Here is a 15,625-nt window from a genome sequence, read left to right as displayed (position 1 = left end):
GAAGCGAGCTGCTGGCGCGTGGCTCGCCCGCCTATGCCAGTTTCAACACGAGTAGCAGGCCGCCCAGAATCACGAGAGGGGCTCCCAAAGCGCGCAGGCAGCCCGGACGCGCGTTGAGCGTCGGTACGTACGGCGTCTCCATGTGGCCGTTTCGCCACAGCATGTTTCGGTGTCGCTCAGCTGCCTTGCGCTGTACTCGCGCACACCAGCGCCGGATGAAGCCACCGCAGTCGACGAGCAGAACGACACCAATGGCTATGTACGCCAGCGCGAGAACGATCCCCATGTGGGAAACATATGACCACCGTGGCGATGCTGGGGATCCCTCGCTGACGTCTCGTATTCCAGACGAATTGGCGACCCGCAGCGGCCTTCTGCACCAGGGATCACTCCCGACGGCCGAAGTCCGGGGTGGAGGTGGCAAGGTGAGCGGTGCTGGGGCGGCTGGCTGGGCTTGGGATCCGGCGCAGCGACGGAGCAGTCGCCCCGCTCTCGTTACCTTCCACAGCAGGCAGGCCGCCGGGCGACGCGGAGGGGCTGGCTCGACCATGTACGGGCGCCGCAGCTACCAGACTTCGGCCAGGTGGTGGCCTGCGAGGTGGTGCGTCGGGCCCGGGTGACTGGGTTACGGGCCCGACTTGGTGGATACCGGCCGGTTCAACGAGTTGGTCTCCATCTCGTCACGGTGGGCCTGCGCGAGGCGATCCCCCTTGGGGTAGGTGCTTCAGGCCCTGCGTAGTTTTGCTGGCGAGTGATTGCGGACCGCGGGCCGGTCACCGGGCACTCATCTTGCCCGGACATCACCGTCGTGGTGCTCCGCAAGCCAAGTGCGCCAGACATGCCGCGTGTTGGGTACCTCAGGGCGGTCGAGGAGCCAGAGAATGTAGCCGGCGTGGCGCTGTGGCCATGGGTTGTCGGACTCGGCGGCGCTGGTGAGCCTGGCACGTAGGTCATTGCCGTCCATGACCCGGCAGATGCGTACGTACTCGCGGTCCTTGCAGCGATAGGGACGTTGGACCACGAGATCGAGCAGCTCCGAGAGCTTGGCCTTGACTGGCTCGGAGTGGTTGTCGACAGCCAAGTCCCGTAGGAGAGATTGTTTCGTGCCCCATGCCTTGGCATGGCGCGTCCACTCCTGTGGGCACTTGGCCTCCCACTCCAGGAACAGCAGCGCAAACGGCAGTCCAGGCCACTTGGTGATGTCGGCATCGGTGGGGCGGTCCCACAACGCGTCGGGCAGCGAGTGTTGCCGGACCACGCAGTATTTCCAGGCGGCCTTCGTCCAGGCTCGCGACGGCCACATTCGTTGCCAAGACTCGTTGAGGAGGTCGATAGCAGTCTGGGTATTGCGCTGCGCTTCGGCAAGATGGGAGAGCGCGGCTGCGCGTGCCGCAGGATCGCTTGCTACCAGTCCGTATGCCCATCCGAGGCACTTGTGCCACTCGTCGGGACCTGCTGGCCTTGCCCCGGCATCTGGTTTCTTCTTCATCCCAAAGAACATGGTTCCGTCAGCCGACTCCGCCTGTGATGACCTCGGTGGTGAGCTGGCGTGCCGCTGAGCGGCGGTGCGTACGGTCCATGTTGGGTCAGCCGCTCATGAGGTTGCCGGTCGTGGTGTCGAGGGTCGATGCATGCGTGGGTTGGGTTACGCGGACGGGTTTGCCCAGGTCGGAAAGGGCCAGTGTGAGGGTGGCCAGGGCCTGCTGCTTGTCCTTGAGCGCGAGGCGGGCCTGAACGAGGCGTCCCTGGGCGTCCACCCATGCCTCTGCGGCGACGGGCAGGTCGCGGCCGTAGCTGTCGCGGAGGTCGTCGAGCTTCTGGCGTGTCTTCTTGGCCATGCGCAAGGTAAGCGTCTTGTGGTCGAGGTTGCCGCTGTAGCGCGTGGCCTGGGTGCCGTTCACTGTGTCCTTGCCCATGTTGCGTGCGTTCCGCATCCTCGCGATCTGCACAAGGGTGTGTTCGGGGTCGTTGAGCGGAGCGCGCAGTAGGTAGTGGGCTTCGGCGGCGTGGCGGGTGGCGACGGCCCAGGTGTGGTCGACGCCTTCCGGTTCGACGTTGCGGACGTAGATTTTGTCGCCGACGAGCAGTTCCTCGGCCCGGTTGCTGCCTTCGATGAGCCGGACGTCGAGCCGGCCTCGGTCGGCCGCCATGTCGAGGCTGCCTTGCGTCTGGATGTGGTAGCTGGTGGTTCCGTCCGCGGTGAGTTCCAGTGTTGCGTTGATGCGGGCGCTGGTGTGTGTGGTAGCAGTTACGGCGCTCTGGACAACGTCGGTCGGTGTCGGGGTGTTGGCCGACTGAGGAGAGTCGGTGGGGGAGCACGCCGCGCAGAGAGCAGCAGTGGTGGCGGCTAGCACGATGCGGCGACGCATTGGGAATCTCCGTGAGTTGTTGGCTGGCCCCGCACGGCCGGACGGCCGTTCCTTCAGTGGCTGGCCGTCCGGCTTTGCGGGGCGTGATGGTCGGTTGGGGCGTGCCGCTATGCGTATCCGTGCGTGAGAGCGACGGGCTCGGGCTGAGGATGTGTTCGCTGCCTGCGTGTCAGCTTCCGCACGACCAGGATGGCGAGGACGGCTGCCGCGATGTTGATCGCGTCGGAGACCATCTCCACCCGCGTCGCGTACTGAAGGGACTGGGGGCCCTCGACTTTGGCGTTCAGCCGCGCTCCGGCTATGCCCAGCGCGTCCGACGCGGCCCAGGTGATCCACCAGGCGAAGAGGGTGGTGCGTGACACCGCGCGCCGGGAACCCTCGGGAGCGTCTTGGAAGCTGGCGTCCCAGACTTGACGCGCGACGCGGAGGGGCAGCCAGTAGTTGCCGATCGGTATGAACCAGGAGCCGATGGCCCACCCCTTGCCCGTGGTGCACGCGCCTGGTGCGAGGACGTCGGCGTTGACGCGTGCTCGGTAGAACCAGATGAGGAAGCAGGTGCCGGTGGCGATCATTCCGAGGACCTGGAGGACTCCGGCCGTCCCGTAGAGGGTGTCCGCCCAGGTGATCTCGCTGAAGTACACGTTCTCGAAGCCGTCGGATATGACCTTGCCCATGAGCGAGTGCATGTTGAGGCCCGCGTACAGCGAGAAGAGATCGATGGCGATGAAGGCGAGCAGCAAGACGGTGATGGCCGTTGCCAGACCCTTGGTGGAACGCAGAACGGGGCCGTCGGGCTGGGCGCCGACGGGGTGGTGCGACACTGCGAACTCCAAATATGTTGCATAAACGCACATCTATGTGTGCGACGGATAAACATACCTTTTGTGTATTCCGTGTGCGCCGGTGGGGCGACCGGGTAGCGGAGCCCCTTGATCAGCCGGCCCGTCAAGTTCGTTGCCAGCGAGGAAGCTGCGCCGTATGTGGGGGCTGCTCCCGCTCGCGCTGCGGCGGAGTAACTGGGCTCCGCTGCAGGCGCCTTGAGCAACATTGAAGTCCGGGCCAACGAAGCGCCTTCGGTGATCGCCGGCCCGGACTGCGGGTGAATCGGTGCTGGCCTAGCGGGGCACGCCCGTGTGTTCGGCGGCTGCGTTGTACCGGGCGTAGACGGAGGCGGTGCCGTCGTCGGAGCGCCGCGCAGTGGCTTCGAACGCGCCGGCGGGTTGGAAGGCCCCGTGCCTGCCGGCGCGAATGCGGTAGGCGAGGTTGTGGGCCCGGTTCAGGTTGCCGAGGGTTTCGATGCGCGCCCACTCGCCTGGGCGGTCTCGGAGGGCTTCTGCAGTGTCGTAGGCGGCCTGACGACGGGTAGGGACGGGCAGGGGTTCGAAGAGTGCGTGCATTCAGCGGCCTCGGACGGTTGGCATGGTGGTCTCGGCGAGTTCTCTGATGCGGGCGGCAGCACGCCACTGGCTGTCGGCGAGGTGCTTGCACAGGCCGTCGGCGAGGACCGCGATGGTGGCGAGGGCCTGTTCGAGGCTGCTGCCCGATGTGGGGGTGGTCTGCTCGCGGATCGTGGCTACTGGTGAAGTGGGCGCTGGTGTCGAGGGGGTGGTGCGAGCAGGGGTGTTCATGGTGCGGGCCTCGGTGCGTTTAGCGGTTGTTGCAGCGGCAGGTGTTGGTGATGGGGTTGAACCAGCTGTCGCAGGACTTGCACCAGATGGCTCCGGGCACCGGCGGATTCTGGCAGGGGTGGTTGTTGGTGTCTTCGCGTATCACGTTGGCTCTCTTTCTAGAAGTGATGGGGGAGTTGGGCGCGGGACCCGTCTGGGGCGAGGACGTTGACGATGTGGTCGAGGTCCTTGGGGCGCCACAGGGCTGTTTCGAGTCCGCAGGCGGCGAGGTGCTTAAGCCATGTGCGTTGTGCGGGGCGGATACGGCCGGTGTCGGACTTCAGCTCGACGAACAGGACACGTTTGGCCTTGGGATGTCCGTAGACCTCGTCGGGCCATCCGGCGTCGCTGCGCTGCGAGTTGTGGGTGTGGTAGGCGAGGGTCCAGCCGCGGAGGGCGGCGAGTTTGCGGACGTGCCGGCGGAACTGTTCCTCGGTCACGCCGCTCTCCGCCGGTGGGGGGTGATGGCTTCGAGGAGGGCGGCGCGGTGTGCGGCTGCGTCCGGATCGGGATGCGGCCGGTGCCGGGGTGCGGCGGGGAGGCGGGGGCGGCGTTGGCGTTCCTTGAGGAGTTCGGGAAGCGGGTGTCGGGTTTCTTCCCAGAGGATCTCGTGGAGGGGGCGGCCGTATCGCTCGATGACGAGGGCCTCGTAGAGGTCGTTGTCGTGGGCCGTGTGCTGGGTGTCGTGGGCGTCGTTGGTGATGGCAGGCATGTCGGGTTTCTCCATGGGATGGCCGGGACCCGCGGGGGCTGCGGGTCCCGGCCTGAGGGGTGGCCCGTATCGGACGGGCCGTTCCGGGCGGGCGGGGCGCGGGGGGTCGCTGCCCGTCCGGAGGCATGGGTGGTGTCGGGCCGTGCCAGGTCCTGACATCACTCAAAACCTAGCACGTCGATGTGCACTGGCCTATTTGAGGTCAGTCGATGTAGGCGAGTTCGTCCGGGTCGTACGGCAGGGGTTTGGGTGCGCCAATCCACAACACCATCACCAGTTCCTTACCGGTGAGGGGGTCGGTGGCGTGGCCGTGGACTTCGCCGAACAGGCGGCGCATGCCCTCGGGAAGTCGGATCAGGGTTACTCCGGTGCGCTTCTCGAAGCCTTCCATGCTGTTCTCCTCGCGTGTCAGGTAAGGGAGTTGTGGGCGACGATGGTGAGTGCGTGCCCCCACTGTTCGGTGACGGGCTCGTTGAAGGCGAAGCCCGATCCGGAGGCTTCGAGGTCGGTGGCGCGCCAGTCGGCGCAGGTGCCGGCGGGTGGGCGTTCGAAGTGCTGGACCGCCCCATCAGGGAGAGTGACAGCCAGGCGGATCACGCCGCAGGGGTCGGTACTCGCGGCAGCCTTGCTGCCGGTGGCCAACGCTTCTTGGGTGAGTGCGTCGCCGAGGTCCATCGGATACTCCTGTTAGGTACTAGCCTATTTCTGGTCAGGTGAGGACGGCGAACCCTTCGCAGGTGGCGCAGGTGGCGCAGGTGGCGCAGGTGGCGCAGGTGTCGCCCGTGCTGCGGTTCGTGCCGTCGGTGCATGTAGGGCAGGGGAGGGATCGGCCGGCTCCGTAGCAGGTGTCGCACTCACGGGTGTGCTCGTAAGGGCCGTGCAGGTAGACGATGGTGCCTGTGCCCTCGCAGTTGTCGCACTCGGGTGCTGAGACTCCGAGGGTTGCGAGGGCGTCAGGCGTGGTGAGGGTGGAAGGCATCGGCGACTCCTTGGCTGCTTGCTCCTGTCGTGCGGCCGGGCTAGTCGATCTTGGTGTAGGTGACGATGCGGCGTCCCCTCAGTGCGCCCCGGCTGCCGGCCAGTTCGATGCGGTCGCCGTCCTGCTCCAGTATTTCGTAGGCGAAGAGGCGTGACTTCACCTCTTCGCGCAGGTCGGCGCCCGCGATGATGTCGGTGTTGCTGGCGGTAATTTCGCCCGCGTCGTCGAAGATGTAGTACTCAATGCCATAGTGGGCGGTCGCATCGATCCGTAAGTCGTCAGCGTTGATCATGGCGGGATTGACCTTTCGGGGGCCTGGGTGTGGGCTCCCACCCTCACCTCTTGCATCTATTCTACTATGGTTTAGGGGGGTGTCCACTCCGCGAAAGCGACCTCGCACCCACAAGTCCCCACCCATGAAGCAGGGTTGGAACCCCTCATGTCTGGCGCGCGGGGAAAAGCTCCTCCTGCACCGAGGCCGGGCCCGCAGGCACACAATCGTCCTCCAGGAACGCCAGGTGCTCGGCAACAGTCCACTTCAACCACTGCCACTCCGGCAGAAGTGGCCGTGGCCGCGGCCCACGCCCGACAACCACGGGCGCCCCGCCGGCTTCGGGAACGTTGGCCGCCGTCGACCTGCGCTCAAGGATAAACAGCTCGCCCCTGACCCGGTGGACTGTGGTGTCGTCCAGCCACACCTCGCAGTACGGCCTGCCCGCACAGGTGAGCATGGCTAGGCGGTGCAGGTCGCCCCACGCTGGATGCAGGCCCCCCGGCTTCACCCACAGCCACGTGCCGGGCAGGACGTCGCCCGGCCCACTTGGGGTGTGCTTGTATGGGGGCCGCTGGCGCCTCCTGCGGCGTGGCTGTGGTGGTCGCCGCGGCGGATAGTGCGGATGGGCCTGGTGGTACTCGTGCCGCTCCTTCGCGTACGCGGCCAGAACATCGGCCCGCGTGTAGCAGATCGGCCCGACGTGCCAGCGACGCCGCCCACGCACCTCCCAGTAGGACGGTGCTCCACACTGGCAGCGACTGACCGTGAGATACGGGTCAGCGATCTGGCACGGCCAGGGAACCGCGCAGGAACGACATGTCCACGGATCCGTGCCCGCACTGGGAAGATGCTCGTCCGGTAGGTAGAGCCGCGGGGGCCTCCAGTCGTCCATGCGCTCACCGGCCCGTGTGGTCCAAGAGTGCCGTGGCGGCCCCGTGGATCTGGCCGACGGACCACTGCGAGCCGTCGAAGGTCAGCTGTGTGAGTCGTTGAGTGCCCTCGATGAGGGTGACGCTGACGGAGCCGGTTCGCGCTGTCAGCGCAAGACGACGTCCGTTCTTGCTGCCGGTTGGCAGACCAGAGAGCTGCCACCCACGGACCTTGACGTTCTCGTCGTCCACTTCCTGTGGCGCGTGGTGGCCTATGACGTTCAGGAGCGTGCCGCTGTCGTGCCGGCAGTCTCCGTGGCACGTCAGCAAGGCGGCACGAGTGCCTTTCACCACGAAGGCATGCCGGGCGAAGGTCTTGAACCTGCGGGTGCGCACGGTGACGTGCGGGGCCGGGGCGTAGGGGGTGCGGTGCATCCAGAAGGCGTCGCTGATCTCGTCACGGTGCCGCCGGCCGAGCTCCCATCCCTTCAAGCGTTGGAGCCTGAACCAGCTCCACTGCTGGGCGTGGAGGCGGTAGTCGGGGTCGGTGGGCCGGTCGGTCATCCACAAGGAGGTGGTCGGCTCCGCATCGAACATCGCATCGTCGGGGATCACGGACTCGATGCGGATCAGTACCAGGGGCGGGTTGAACGGCACCTGTTCCCCAGGCGAGTCGAGCGTAGCGGCCATCACCGGACAGTTCGTGCAGTCCCGCTGCTGCCGTATGCAGGAGCCGAAGCCGCCCCAGCGGGCCCGGCGGGTATCGAAGCTCTCCAGCAGCGTCGTGTACGACTTCGGTTGCAGGGCGCACTGCGGGCCGCCCAGACCCATGTGGGCGTTGAGAGTTAATCGGTTGTAGCCCTTGCCGTCCGAGGGGCGGCCCGGTTCGGGTTCAGGGAGGTAGATAGGCACGAAGCCTCCTGGAGGAGAGAGGAACGAGGAGAGTGAGGGCGGCCGGGCGTGTGATCGTCGCGGGTCAAAACAGTGCGTCTTGGCCATCGGCGTCGCCCGGGCGGAGGAGCCGTTCACGTCGCGGCTTCGGGGCGGGCACCGGATCACCAAAGAGAGCCTCGGTACCCACCTGGTCCGGGACTGCGGGAATGCGCACCCGGCCGGTGGAGATAGGCAGTTCGTTGGGCGCGTCGTAGTCGAACTCAGCGCGCTGCATGGCCGTCCAGTTGTGGCCCATCAGCCGTTCGCTTCCATTCCAGCGTTCGGGTCGGTGGCCATACGAACCCCAGCCTCGACGTTCAGGTCGATGATGGTGCGGACGCCGTGCCCGTCATCCACTTCCAACACTGGCGGCCCGTCTGCCGCGAAAGCCTTGAGCTGTTCGTACGCAAGCCGCGCGGCCTCCTGCGGGCTGGCTGCCTCGAAGTCGTCGGTCCATACCACGCCGTAGGTACGCACAGGCGGCGCAGCCGCCGCCCTGGCCCGTGCCGCGACGTCTGCGGGGACCACGGCTACAGGCTGGTTGCGCAGGACAACGACACACGGCTCGTCGTCTTCACTCGGCGCCAGGCATACGAACCGCCATCCGACGTCCGCGACGCGGGCGTGGTCAGCGAGCGTCCAGGCGTCCATGTCGTCACACTCATCGCACCCATTGCACGGGCAGTCGGCGAAAGTGTGCGGGGCGGCCGGGAACGGTTCGGGGACGTGCTTAGCCGGGCGGACGCCGGTCCCGTTGGCAAGGTAGGCGACCACGAGGTCATCAGGCTTCACCTGATGGGCGCGGACGGCCACGGCGTCGGCCAGGCTGAGGCCGTAAGGCAGAGGCGGGAGCCTGCGGTCGGCCGATCGGTGAGGGTGAGGGGCGTGGAGGAGCCGGTAAGAGTGAGGATGCGCAAGGGGCGTCCTTTCGAAATGAGGACGTTTTAATGGCGGCAGGATTGGCGGGTCGGTGAACCGGCATGTCCCTGGGAGGGATACGTCCGGGGAGTTGGGGTTGGGGCGCGGCGTTCGGCGGCGCCCCGGTGAGTGGTCAGTGGTGCTCGCCGCGCAGGTCGGTCTGCCCGTCGATCCATCCGTCGTTGTACGCCGTCACGACCTTGGCGTCCGGGTCGGTGCCCGTGCAGGATCCGATGAGGCCGGGGTCCCCGCGCCATTCGATGCTCACGGAGCATCCGGGCGCGCCAAAGGTGACTCCAGCGTGCTGGCCGTCGTAGACGTTTGCGAAGGCGTTGAGGGCGCAGAGTGCGGCGGTGACGAGTCCGGCGACGAGGACCGCAGCGCGACGGGGCCGTCGGGTGACAAGGCGCGGCATACGCATGGGAAGGCTCTTTCGGTTCGGGTCTGTTGGCCGTCTCCCCCAAGAGCTTTGAGGCAGCACGGGCAGGGCGGGGTGCGGACGGACTTCGCCCGCACCCCGGGCGATGTGGATTCAGGCGGTGGCAGGCTCAGAAGCCGTATCCCAACCGAACGTGGTCCCTTGATTTCTGCTGGTCAGGCATGTTTTCGCTCGGGTTGAGGGAGGCATGCCGATGTCTTGTGTCCGCTTCATGGTCGAGGGGTGCGTGGTGGCGTCGGTGCTGGGAATGCTGGAGGAGCGGGAGGCGGCTGCCCGCGTGCGGGTGGAGGGCTTGCGGGAGGAAGTCGCGCGGCTGGCTGAGGTGTTGGAGGCCGCGGAGATCGAGCTGGACCGGCGGGTGATCGCGCGGGAGGAACTGGTCGAGGCCCTGGCAGTCTCTGCGGCCGGGTCCACTGCCGTGACCATGACCGAGGCGGAGGAGGAAGCGGCGTCGTCGCTCGCGCCGGTGCCGGGCTCGATGGTGCCGCCCTGGCGGGAAGGGCTGCCGGTGACGGTTCTGGCGCCGGACTATCAGCGGATTGTGGGCGTGCTGGAACAGCAGCGGTCCACGGGTCACGGGCCGCTTCGAGCCAAGGAGATCGCTGTGGAGCTGGGCCTTGGGGCGACTCCGGCGAAGGTCGAGGGGCTGCGGTCGAAAGCCCGACGCCTGGCGGAGCGCGGGTGGCTCCTGCTGGAGGCGTCGGGGGCATTCAGTGCCGGTCAGCGGCCCGTGGCCGTGCCAGGCGTCGGCTCATCCGCGTGACCATCGACCACTGGATCATCGCTTCGCTGGTGGCGGGCAGGGTCTCGTAGTCCCGGGCCAGGCGGCGGGAGTGCATCAGCCACGCGAACGTGCGCTCTGCCACCCAACGCCTGGGCAGCACCACGAACCCTGTCATGTCGTCGGTGCGCTTGACGATCTCCAGGGTCAGGGCGAGTTTGTCCCGGCACCAGTCGACGAGGCCGCCGGTGTAGCCGCCGTCGGCCCAGACGAGGGTGATGTCGCGGTGCAGGCGGCGCAGCCGGGTCAGCAGGCCCGCCGCGGCGTCGCGGTCGCCGATGTTCGCAGCGGTGACCGCGACGACCAGGAGCAGACCGAGGGTGTCGGTCACGATGTGCCGTTTGCGGCCCGGCACCTTCTTCCCGCCGTCGTAGCCGCGTGAGGAGGCCGGCACCGTCGCGGCGGCCCGCACCGACTGTGCGTCGATGATCCCCGCCGTGGGCTCGGCCTCGCGGCCCTCGTGTTCACGGACTTTCCCGCGCAGCCGGTCGTGGAACTCGGCGATCAGCCTGTGCTCGCGCCAGCGCCGGAAGAAGGCGTAAACCCGGCCCCAGCCGGGGAAGTCCGCAGGCAGCGCCCGCCACGGGATCCCGCCTGCGACCAGGTAACGGATCGCGTCCAGCAGTTGCCGATGACAGTAGCCCTCGGGCCGTCCGCCTCGCCCCTGAAGCCAGGCCGGCACCGGCAACAATGGCCGCACGGCCGCCCACTCCGCGTCCGTCATGTCCGACGGATACCGGCGCACCCGATCGGGGTGATCGGCCGCGTTGCCGTACAGGTGCGCGAGACAATCGCACGACACGACGGGCGAGTTGAAGTCAACGGGCTCGGACGCGTACAACAACGACAACAGGGCCTCCGGGAACCGCTCGGAATGGGATCGCACCCCCGAGCTACCAGGAGGCCCTGCCTTCATGCGCGTACCGGCGGAAGATCACCCGACCAGGAACTCCGTTCGACCTGCCCGTTCCAAGATCGGTTGAGATACGGCTTCTGAGCGTTGAAGACCTTCTCCACGACCGGATTAGTGTCCTGTGCCTCGTCCAGGAGTAGGAAGTCCGCTTCGATGCGAGGTTCGGTGAGGGCCCAGATCTTCAGGTAGTGATCGTGGTCGAAGCGAACAACGCCGTGATCAGGGTTCTGGAGGTCCTCCCACGCCTTGTGCGCGTAGGGCAGGACTACGTCGACGAGTTGGGCATGCAGGTCCTCGGCTTCGATGCCGCGGAGGCGGGGGACGTGGTATCGCTGGATCGTGGTGTCAGCGGACTGGCAGAAGCGTGTGACGGTACGCAGCACCGTGTAGGAGAGGGCCTTGTTAGTGACGTTTCGCTCGCCGATCCTGATGCTCATGTTGAGGCCGATTCCCAGAGAGGCCCCGGTCTTCCAGCCCGGCACACGCGGGGCGTCCATGCGGCCGGTGAACCTGCGTCCCACTTCCGCGTAGGCGAGGGAATGGGCTGTCTTGCACTGCACATTGGCCGGGAACTTGGTGGAGGCTTCCACCGCGATGGACTTGTTGAAGGCGACGTACTTCCCGCGCTTCTTGGTGCTCGCCGCGAGCATGGCGAGTGTCGTGGTCTTTCCTGTCCCAGCGCCGGCTTGGAGGACCAGGTGGTCGCCGCTTTGGAAGGTGTCGACGGCAACGCTCTGCTCAGTGGTGGGGGCGGGCATCGTGCTCCTCAATCGTGTGGGGACCGTACGCATGCGCACGGTGACATGACTTGCAGGGTGGTGTCGGGTGATCACCGGAGTCGCTGCACGTGGTTCCGGAATTGGCGGAATCAAAGCGGCCCTGTGGCGCCTTAGGACTGCCGGATAGGACAGGCCTGTTGACCTCCGGGCGGTTGCGAAGCTGGCAGGACTCGTTGCCGCGGAGTGAGAGGTTCTTCGGCGGCACCCAACTCCCCTTCCGTGTCGAGACCGCGCCATGTGGCCGTGTCGGAGGTGTAGCAGCCGCCACTGACAAAGGCCCTCTGAGGAATGAGCCGCTTTTCCCTGCGCGAACGAATGAGTGTGTCGCCCCGGCCAGAGCCCCGCCCGCCGAGGTGGGCATGGCAAGACTTCTGGCCATCGCTAAGGCGGGGTGAGGCCAGGGCCCGAGGCACTCGCTTCACTCACCTAGGCTCGACGTTGGGCGTGGGGCTGGAGCCCTATGTCCACCGCGTCTCGCATTCCGGCCTCGCTCGCGGGCCTGGCCGTCCCCGTCGATGAGCTGGCGCCGTACCACCGCAATCCGCGGACTGGCGATCTCGACTCGATCGCAGAGTCGTTGTCCACGAATGGTCAGTACCGTCCGATCGTCGTCAACCGTGGCACGCTCACTGGGCGTCCGAACGAGATCCTCGCCGGCAACCACACGTACAAGGCAGCCAAGCAGCTCGGGTGGGTCGAGATCGCCGTGACGTGGCTGGACGTCGATGACGACGCCGCGGCGAAGATCGTCATCGTCGACAACCGCACCAGCGATCTCGCCGGGTACGACACCGTCCTCCTCGCGGACATCCTCCAGGACCTGCCGGATCTGCAGGGCACCGGCTACGACCAGGAACAGCTCGATCAGCTCCTGGACGAGACTGATCTGCCGGCTCCGATCGAGCTTCCCAGCGACGGCGTCGGCACGGGCGCCGCGGCCACGGTGGACTACCTCCAGTGGGGCTACCTGCAGTGGTCGTCCACCAGGGTGCGGATCACGCAGGCCGAGGTCGAGTTGCTGGACGCGCTGTACAAGCGGTTCGTTGCCGACAACGACTCCGACATGGGGTTCGGCTGGCACGTGCTCAACGACGAGCACCGCGCCGAGACCGGAGCGGGTGCTGCGGAGTGAAGAGCCTCAACGTCCACTTCGATCCGGCCTATCCGCTGGCGAAGCTGCGGCCGGCCGACTACAACCCGCGACGCCTCTCGGACGACGCGTTCGAGCGCCTTCAGCAGTCTCTGCGCCGCCATGGGGTCGTCAAGCCGGTGATCCTCAATGCGGATGGGACGCTGGTCGCGGGTCACCAGAGGACCAAGGGGTTGAAGGCGATCGGGCAGGACACGACGCCGGCGATGATCCTGCCGCAGAAGGTGCGGCTGCAGGACGAGATCAAGTTCAACCTTCTCCACAACCGGGTCGAGACCGAGTCATCCGTCGTGTACGCGGAGCCGGGGCCGATCGGTCAGTGGTGCTGGATTCCGTGGCAGACCATCGAGGTTGAGGAGTCGAAGAACCTCCCGTTCCAGCAGGCCATCGGGTTCATGACTGCCGCCCACGGCCCGTGGGGCTCAGTGGTCATCGACGACCAGGGCCGCATCGTCCTGAACGCTGAATACGCGGCCGTCGCCCAGTCCCAGCGGTTCGATGTCCTGGCCTGGACCGTGGCGTCCTTCGACGCCGGCCAGCTCGTACAGGACCTCACTGGGGAGTACGGCGTGTACGACTGGTCCGGTCTGGAGGATCAGGCCCCGGTATGGAATCAGCACATCGTGCAGCCGAACCGGCTGCGTGAACACTCCTCGAAGGCGAAGGCGGACAAGGTCCGCTACAAGTCCGAGGTGTGGGAGCGGCTGGTGCTGCCGTGGCTGACGACCTCTGACCGGGTGGTGGACTTCGGTGCTGGCCACGGTGACTACGCCCGGCACCTACGCGCGAAGGGCTACCGGGTGCAGGACTATGAGCCGTACCGGACGTTGAAGGGGAAGTATTCGATCGACATCCGCACGGTTGTCGGCCAACTCCGCGGCATCGAGCGGGAACTGCGGGAGAACGGCCTGTACGAGGTCGTCGTTTTGGACTCCGTCATCAACGCCACCACGTCCCTGGAGTACCAGCATTGGGTGCTGGTCACCGTGAACGCGTTGTGCGCCGCCGACGGGCAGGTGTGCGTCGGAACCCGCAACCTGGAACGCGAGGTGGCGTACGAGAACTCCGAGCACTCCATCAGCCGGGACTCGACCCGACTGGCGTTCCTCGACGATCACAACGTCGATATGCGGTTCGTGCGTGGCAAGTGGCAACGAATTCGCTACCACACGCCCGAGTCGCTCCGCGGGCTACTGTCCCGCTACTTCGAGGACGTACAACTCAGCGACACCACCAGAGCCACCGTGAAGGCCGTATGTCGCAAGCCTCGACCTCTCCCGACAGAAGAATACGAGCGGGCATTCTCCGAAGAATTCAACATGCCCTACCCCAACGATTTCCGTCACAGCAAGCACCACGGAATATCGGAAATATTGATAAAATTGACCAAGGAGAGGAATTCAGCTTCGAAGGAGTGAGAGATGAATCCGGGATCTCCACCAGAGCACGTTTACGTCGAGGTAGACTCACTCGACACGTATCGCGTCATGTGGTTAGCCGGCATACGACAGTTGGACCTGACGCAGCACTGCCTGAAAACGTTCGCAGAGTGCGACCGCCACCACGTCAATGCCAAACGCAGACGACAGATTCTCCGCTTGCCGGGCAGTAATCCTCCTGCGGCCTGGTACTTGTGCGCGCTGCCCATACCATGGGACTGGTCCCGCAATGCACACCTCGCGTTCGAGTACGCGCCGGGAGAGACATGGGAGGGCGATGCACTGGTCCGCGGCCTTCACGTTTGCCTGACCAATGCTCGCCTCATTGCAGACTGGGGCGAGCATTCCATCCCGCTCGATGCCCCCAAGAGAAACTCACTGCGGTATCGCACGTGCAGAAATTGGCAGTTTGCATGGTGGCTGCGAATAAATCGCAACGTTCCCGATGCCCCTCCGCCTTCACCCACACCTACGGAGAATGAAGGTGGGCCAGAACAGCTGATGCTGACGTAGGGAGTGCCTTCACGCTGGCCGTCGGCCACCAAGACCGCCGGCAAGTACAAAGGCACCCCGCTCTACCGACGCCAGTGGCGGGCAGGCCCGGAGGAGGGCCGAGAGGGACGGCTTACAATCCCACTTCGTGGCTATCGAACTCCCCGCTGACTTGATCGAGAAGGAGCACGCCGCCTGGAGTCAGATCCAGGCGGGCGTGCTGACCGTCGAGACTGCACACGAGGTGCACCAGGCGATCTCGGCGTTCGCTGCCAAGTCCGGGGAATCTCGTCTCGACGTCGAGATGGAGTTGAAGCGTGTCGTTCGGCACCCGCAGCCCGACAGCAGCACTGGCTGACGCTCCAGATCTTCGACTCGCAGCCGTGCCACTCATCCGGTGCCCCCATCAGCATCTGCCGGTCCGCAGAGACGGGTGTTGACTACCGACGCATCCCCTACGGCACTGTCATCAGGGCGATCACGGCAGCCAGGCACATCACGGAGAGGACGCTGAGGATCCAGGCCATCGTAAGTCCGTCAGGCTGGACTTCACCGTCGGGATTCCTCCGCTTCTGCTCGACGTACTCCCTGAGCATTCGGCCACGGACCGGCACCAAGGCAATCGGCATCGAGGTGCACACGACGCTGTACAGGAAGAGGATCTCTGGCGCCGGTTCGGGCCGTAGAAGGTTCATTCCCAAGATGGCGCCGAACACTACCGGGGCCAGCAAGGCCGCCGCCCACTTGGATCTTCGTGGCGACTGTTTGCCGGTACTACGCAGATCCTCAGGGAGTTTCGTTCCGATGGCCACCAGCCACAGCCCGAGCATGAGGAAAACGGTCGAAGCAACCGCAATCAGCCACCACCCGTACTCAGGTATTGAAAACAGCATCACCATCGCCTTCCGCAA

Annotated in this window: 24 protein-coding genes; 4 read left to right on the top strand and 20 right to left on the bottom strand. The window is 66.1% G+C overall.

Annotated elements, in window-relative coordinates; genetic code table 11:
* Positions 1-31: 31 nt before the first annotated feature.
* The 17 genes from ACO0M4_RS12585 to ACO0M4_RS12505 all read right to left on the bottom strand — a co-directional run bounded on the left by ACO0M4_RS12585 (position 32) and on the right by ACO0M4_RS12505 (position 9,142).
* Positions 32-286 (bottom strand): hypothetical protein, encoded by a 255-nt coding sequence (locus tag ACO0M4_RS12585; RefSeq protein ID WP_430369979.1) that lies wholly within the window; start codon positions 284-286, stop codon positions 32-34.
* A gap of 498 nt (positions 287-784) precedes the next feature.
* Positions 785-1,489, bottom strand: a complete 705-nt coding sequence (locus tag ACO0M4_RS12580; protein WP_430369978.1) for a hypothetical protein — start codon at positions 1,487-1,489, stop codon at positions 785-787.
* A gap of 97 nt (positions 1,490-1,586) precedes the next feature.
* A complete protein-coding gene (locus tag ACO0M4_RS12575; RefSeq protein WP_430369977.1) occupies positions 1,587-2,369 on the bottom strand; it encodes an LppX_LprAFG lipoprotein in 783 nt (260 codons plus the stop codon).
* A gap of 107 nt (positions 2,370-2,476) precedes the next feature.
* Positions 2,477-3,202 (bottom strand): DUF4328 domain-containing protein, encoded by a 726-nt coding sequence (locus ACO0M4_RS12570; protein ID WP_430369976.1) that lies wholly within the window; start codon positions 3,200-3,202, stop codon positions 2,477-2,479.
* 282 nt (positions 3,203-3,484) lie between these two features.
* Positions 3,485-3,766 carry a hypothetical protein gene (locus ACO0M4_RS12565; RefSeq protein ID WP_430369974.1) on the bottom strand — a complete coding sequence of 94 codons (282 nt, stop codon included), beginning with the start codon at positions 3,764-3,766 and terminating at the stop codon, positions 3,485-3,487.
* The gene (locus tag ACO0M4_RS12560; protein ID WP_430369973.1) at positions 3,767-3,997 is read right to left on the bottom strand and encodes a hypothetical protein; all 231 of its coding nucleotides are present in this window, start codon (positions 3,995-3,997) and stop codon (positions 3,767-3,769) included.
* Between the two features lie 19 nt (positions 3,998-4,016).
* Complete coding sequence (locus tag ACO0M4_RS12555; protein ID WP_430369971.1) at positions 4,017-4,142, bottom strand: hypothetical protein; 126 nt, start codon at positions 4,140-4,142, stop codon at positions 4,017-4,019.
* A 13-nt stretch (positions 4,143-4,155) separates the two neighbouring features.
* Positions 4,156-4,476 (bottom strand): VRR-NUC domain-containing protein, encoded by a 321-nt coding sequence (locus ACO0M4_RS12550; RefSeq protein WP_430369969.1) that lies wholly within the window; start codon positions 4,474-4,476, stop codon positions 4,156-4,158.
* Entirely contained in the window at positions 4,473-4,748 is a 276-nt protein-coding gene (locus ACO0M4_RS12545) for a hypothetical protein (RefSeq protein WP_430369967.1), read from the bottom strand. Before ACO0M4_RS12545 ends, ACO0M4_RS12550 begins: the two co-directional genes overlap by 4 nt.
* Positions 4,749-4,950: 202 nt before the next feature.
* Positions 4,951-5,139: a hypothetical protein gene (locus tag ACO0M4_RS12540; protein ID WP_430369966.1), complete on the bottom strand. Its 189-nt coding sequence runs from the start codon at positions 5,137-5,139 to the stop codon at positions 4,951-4,953.
* A gap of 17 nt (positions 5,140-5,156) precedes the next feature.
* Positions 5,157-5,423 carry a hypothetical protein gene (locus ACO0M4_RS12535; RefSeq protein ID WP_430369965.1) on the bottom strand — a complete coding sequence of 89 codons (267 nt, stop codon included), beginning with the start codon at positions 5,421-5,423 and terminating at the stop codon, positions 5,157-5,159.
* A gap of 34 nt (positions 5,424-5,457) precedes the next feature.
* The gene (locus ACO0M4_RS12530; protein WP_430369964.1) at positions 5,458-5,727 is read right to left on the bottom strand and encodes a hypothetical protein; all 270 of its coding nucleotides are present in this window, start codon (positions 5,725-5,727) and stop codon (positions 5,458-5,460) included.
* A gap of 40 nt (positions 5,728-5,767) precedes the next feature.
* Complete coding sequence (locus tag ACO0M4_RS12525; RefSeq protein WP_430369962.1) at positions 5,768-6,019, bottom strand: hypothetical protein; 252 nt, start codon at positions 6,017-6,019, stop codon at positions 5,768-5,770.
* A gap of 878 nt (positions 6,020-6,897) precedes the next feature.
* Positions 6,898-7,782 carry a hypothetical protein gene (locus ACO0M4_RS12520; RefSeq protein WP_430369960.1) on the bottom strand — a complete coding sequence of 295 codons (885 nt, stop codon included), beginning with the start codon at positions 7,780-7,782 and terminating at the stop codon, positions 6,898-6,900.
* 64 nt (positions 7,783-7,846) lie between these two features.
* Positions 7,847-8,059, bottom strand: a complete 213-nt coding sequence (locus ACO0M4_RS12515) for a hypothetical protein (protein ID WP_430369958.1) — start codon at positions 8,057-8,059, stop codon at positions 7,847-7,849.
* Positions 8,059-8,616 (bottom strand): hypothetical protein, encoded by a 558-nt coding sequence (locus ACO0M4_RS12510; RefSeq protein ID WP_430369957.1) that lies wholly within the window; start codon positions 8,614-8,616, stop codon positions 8,059-8,061. Before ACO0M4_RS12510 ends, ACO0M4_RS12515 begins: the two co-directional genes overlap by 1 nt.
* A gap of 238 nt (positions 8,617-8,854) precedes the next feature.
* Positions 8,855-9,142 (bottom strand): hypothetical protein, encoded by a 288-nt coding sequence (locus tag ACO0M4_RS12505; protein ID WP_430369956.1) that lies wholly within the window; start codon positions 9,140-9,142, stop codon positions 8,855-8,857.
* 205 nt (positions 9,143-9,347) lie between these two features.
* Here ACO0M4_RS12505 and ACO0M4_RS12500 point away from each other — a divergent pair, with 205 nt between their 5' ends.
* Positions 9,348-9,923, top strand: coding sequence for a hypothetical protein (locus ACO0M4_RS12500; RefSeq protein WP_430369954.1), 576 nt, complete (start codon positions 9,348-9,350; stop codon positions 9,921-9,923).
* On the opposite strand, the gene ACO0M4_RS12495 is transcribed toward ACO0M4_RS12500, so the two are convergent.
* Together ACO0M4_RS12495 and ACO0M4_RS12490 are read right to left on the bottom strand one after the other, a co-directional pair.
* The gene (locus ACO0M4_RS12495; protein ID WP_430369953.1) at positions 9,871-10,665 is read right to left on the bottom strand and encodes an IS5 family transposase; all 795 of its coding nucleotides are present in this window, start codon (positions 10,663-10,665) and stop codon (positions 9,871-9,873) included. The two genes, ACO0M4_RS12500 and ACO0M4_RS12495, sit on opposite strands and share 53 nt — an antisense overlap.
* Positions 10,666-10,853: 188 nt before the next feature.
* Entirely contained in the window at positions 10,854-11,612 is a 759-nt protein-coding gene (locus ACO0M4_RS12490; RefSeq protein ID WP_430369951.1) for an AAA family ATPase, read from the bottom strand.
* 481 nt (positions 11,613-12,093) lie between these two features.
* On the opposite strand from ACO0M4_RS12490, the gene ACO0M4_RS12485 reads away from it, so the two are divergent.
* The 3 genes from ACO0M4_RS12485 to ACO0M4_RS12475 all read left to right on the top strand — a co-directional run bounded on the left by ACO0M4_RS12485 (position 12,094) and on the right by ACO0M4_RS12475 (position 15,072).
* Positions 12,094-12,765, top strand: a complete 672-nt coding sequence (locus tag ACO0M4_RS12485; RefSeq protein WP_430369949.1) for a ParB/RepB/Spo0J family partition protein — start codon at positions 12,094-12,096, stop codon at positions 12,763-12,765.
* Positions 12,762-14,201 carry a ParB N-terminal domain-containing protein gene (locus tag ACO0M4_RS12480; RefSeq protein WP_430369948.1) on the top strand — a complete coding sequence of 480 codons (1,440 nt, stop codon included), beginning with the start codon at positions 12,762-12,764 and terminating at the stop codon, positions 14,199-14,201. Before ACO0M4_RS12485 ends, ACO0M4_RS12480 begins: the two co-directional genes overlap by 4 nt.
* Positions 14,202-14,862: 661 nt before the next feature.
* A complete protein-coding gene (locus ACO0M4_RS12475) occupies positions 14,863-15,072 on the top strand; it encodes a hypothetical protein (RefSeq protein WP_430369947.1) in 210 nt (69 codons plus the stop codon).
* 97 nt (positions 15,073-15,169) lie between these two features.
* Here the strand turns inward: ACO0M4_RS12475 and ACO0M4_RS12470 are convergent, their stop codons facing one another.
* Positions 15,170-15,613, bottom strand: coding sequence for a hypothetical protein (locus ACO0M4_RS12470; RefSeq protein WP_430369945.1), 444 nt, complete (start codon positions 15,611-15,613; stop codon positions 15,170-15,172).
* Positions 15,614-15,625: the final 12 nt, after the last annotated feature.

The organism is Streptomyces sp. RGM 3693, assembly GCF_050471125.1.
In the GTDB taxonomy this organism is placed as follows: Bacteria; Actinomycetota; Actinomycetes; order Streptomycetales; family Streptomycetaceae; genus Streptomyces.
Note: the sequence above shows the minus strand (reverse complement) of the source record. Positions and strands in the feature narration are given on the sequence as shown.

Excerpts from the sequence above, each read along its gene's own strand:
- ACO0M4_RS12530 (WP_430369964.1), bottom strand. The coding sequence starts at position 5,727 with ATGCCTTCCACCCTCACCACGCCTGACGCCCTCGCAACCCTCGGAGTC.
- ACO0M4_RS12565 (WP_430369974.1), bottom strand. The coding sequence starts at position 3,766 with ATGCACGCACTCTTCGAACCCCTGCCCGTCCCTACCCGTCGTCAGGCC.
- ACO0M4_RS12545 (WP_430369967.1), bottom strand. The coding sequence starts at position 4,748 with ATGCCTGCCATCACCAACGACGCCCACGACACCCAGCACACGGCCCAC.
- ACO0M4_RS12505 (WP_430369956.1), bottom strand. The coding sequence starts at position 9,142 with ATGCGTATGCCGCGCCTTGTCACCCGACGGCCCCGTCGCGCTGCGGTC.
- ACO0M4_RS12515 (WP_430369958.1), bottom strand. The coding sequence starts at position 8,059 with ATGGGCCACAACTGGACGGCCATGCAGCGCGCTGAGTTCGACTACGAC.
- ACO0M4_RS12485 (WP_430369949.1), top strand. The coding sequence starts at position 12,094 with ATGTCCACCGCGTCTCGCATTCCGGCCTCGCTCGCGGGCCTGGCCGTC.
- ACO0M4_RS12560 (WP_430369973.1), bottom strand. The coding sequence starts at position 3,997 with ATGAACACCCCTGCTCGCACCACCCCCTCGACACCAGCGCCCACTTCA.
- ACO0M4_RS12495 (WP_430369953.1), bottom strand. The coding sequence starts at position 10,665 with ATGACGGACGCGGAGTGGGCGGCCGTGCGGCCATTGTTGCCGGTGCCG.
- ACO0M4_RS12525 (WP_430369962.1), bottom strand. The coding sequence starts at position 6,019 with ATGATCAACGCTGACGACTTACGGATCGATGCGACCGCCCACTATGGC.
- ACO0M4_RS12575 (WP_430369977.1), bottom strand. The coding sequence starts at position 2,369 with ATGCGTCGCCGCATCGTGCTAGCCGCCACCACTGCTGCTCTCTGCGCG.
- ACO0M4_RS12490 (WP_430369951.1), bottom strand. The coding sequence starts at position 11,612 with ATGCCCGCCCCCACCACTGAGCAGAGCGTTGCCGTCGACACCTTCCAA.
- ACO0M4_RS12500 (WP_430369954.1), top strand. The coding sequence starts at position 9,348 with ATGCCGATGTCTTGTGTCCGCTTCATGGTCGAGGGGTGCGTGGTGGCG.
- ACO0M4_RS12580 (WP_430369978.1), bottom strand. The coding sequence starts at position 1,489 with ATGAAGAAGAAACCAGATGCCGGGGCAAGGCCAGCAGGTCCCGACGAG.
- ACO0M4_RS12540 (WP_430369966.1), bottom strand. The coding sequence starts at position 5,139 with ATGGAAGGCTTCGAGAAGCGCACCGGAGTAACCCTGATCCGACTTCCC.
- ACO0M4_RS12535 (WP_430369965.1), bottom strand. The coding sequence starts at position 5,423 with ATGGACCTCGGCGACGCACTCACCCAAGAAGCGTTGGCCACCGGCAGC.
- ACO0M4_RS12585 (WP_430369979.1), bottom strand. The coding sequence starts at position 286 with ATGGGGATCGTTCTCGCGCTGGCGTACATAGCCATTGGTGTCGTTCTG.
- ACO0M4_RS12470 (WP_430369945.1), bottom strand. The coding sequence starts at position 15,613 with ATGGTGATGCTGTTTTCAATACCTGAGTACGGGTGGTGGCTGATTGCG.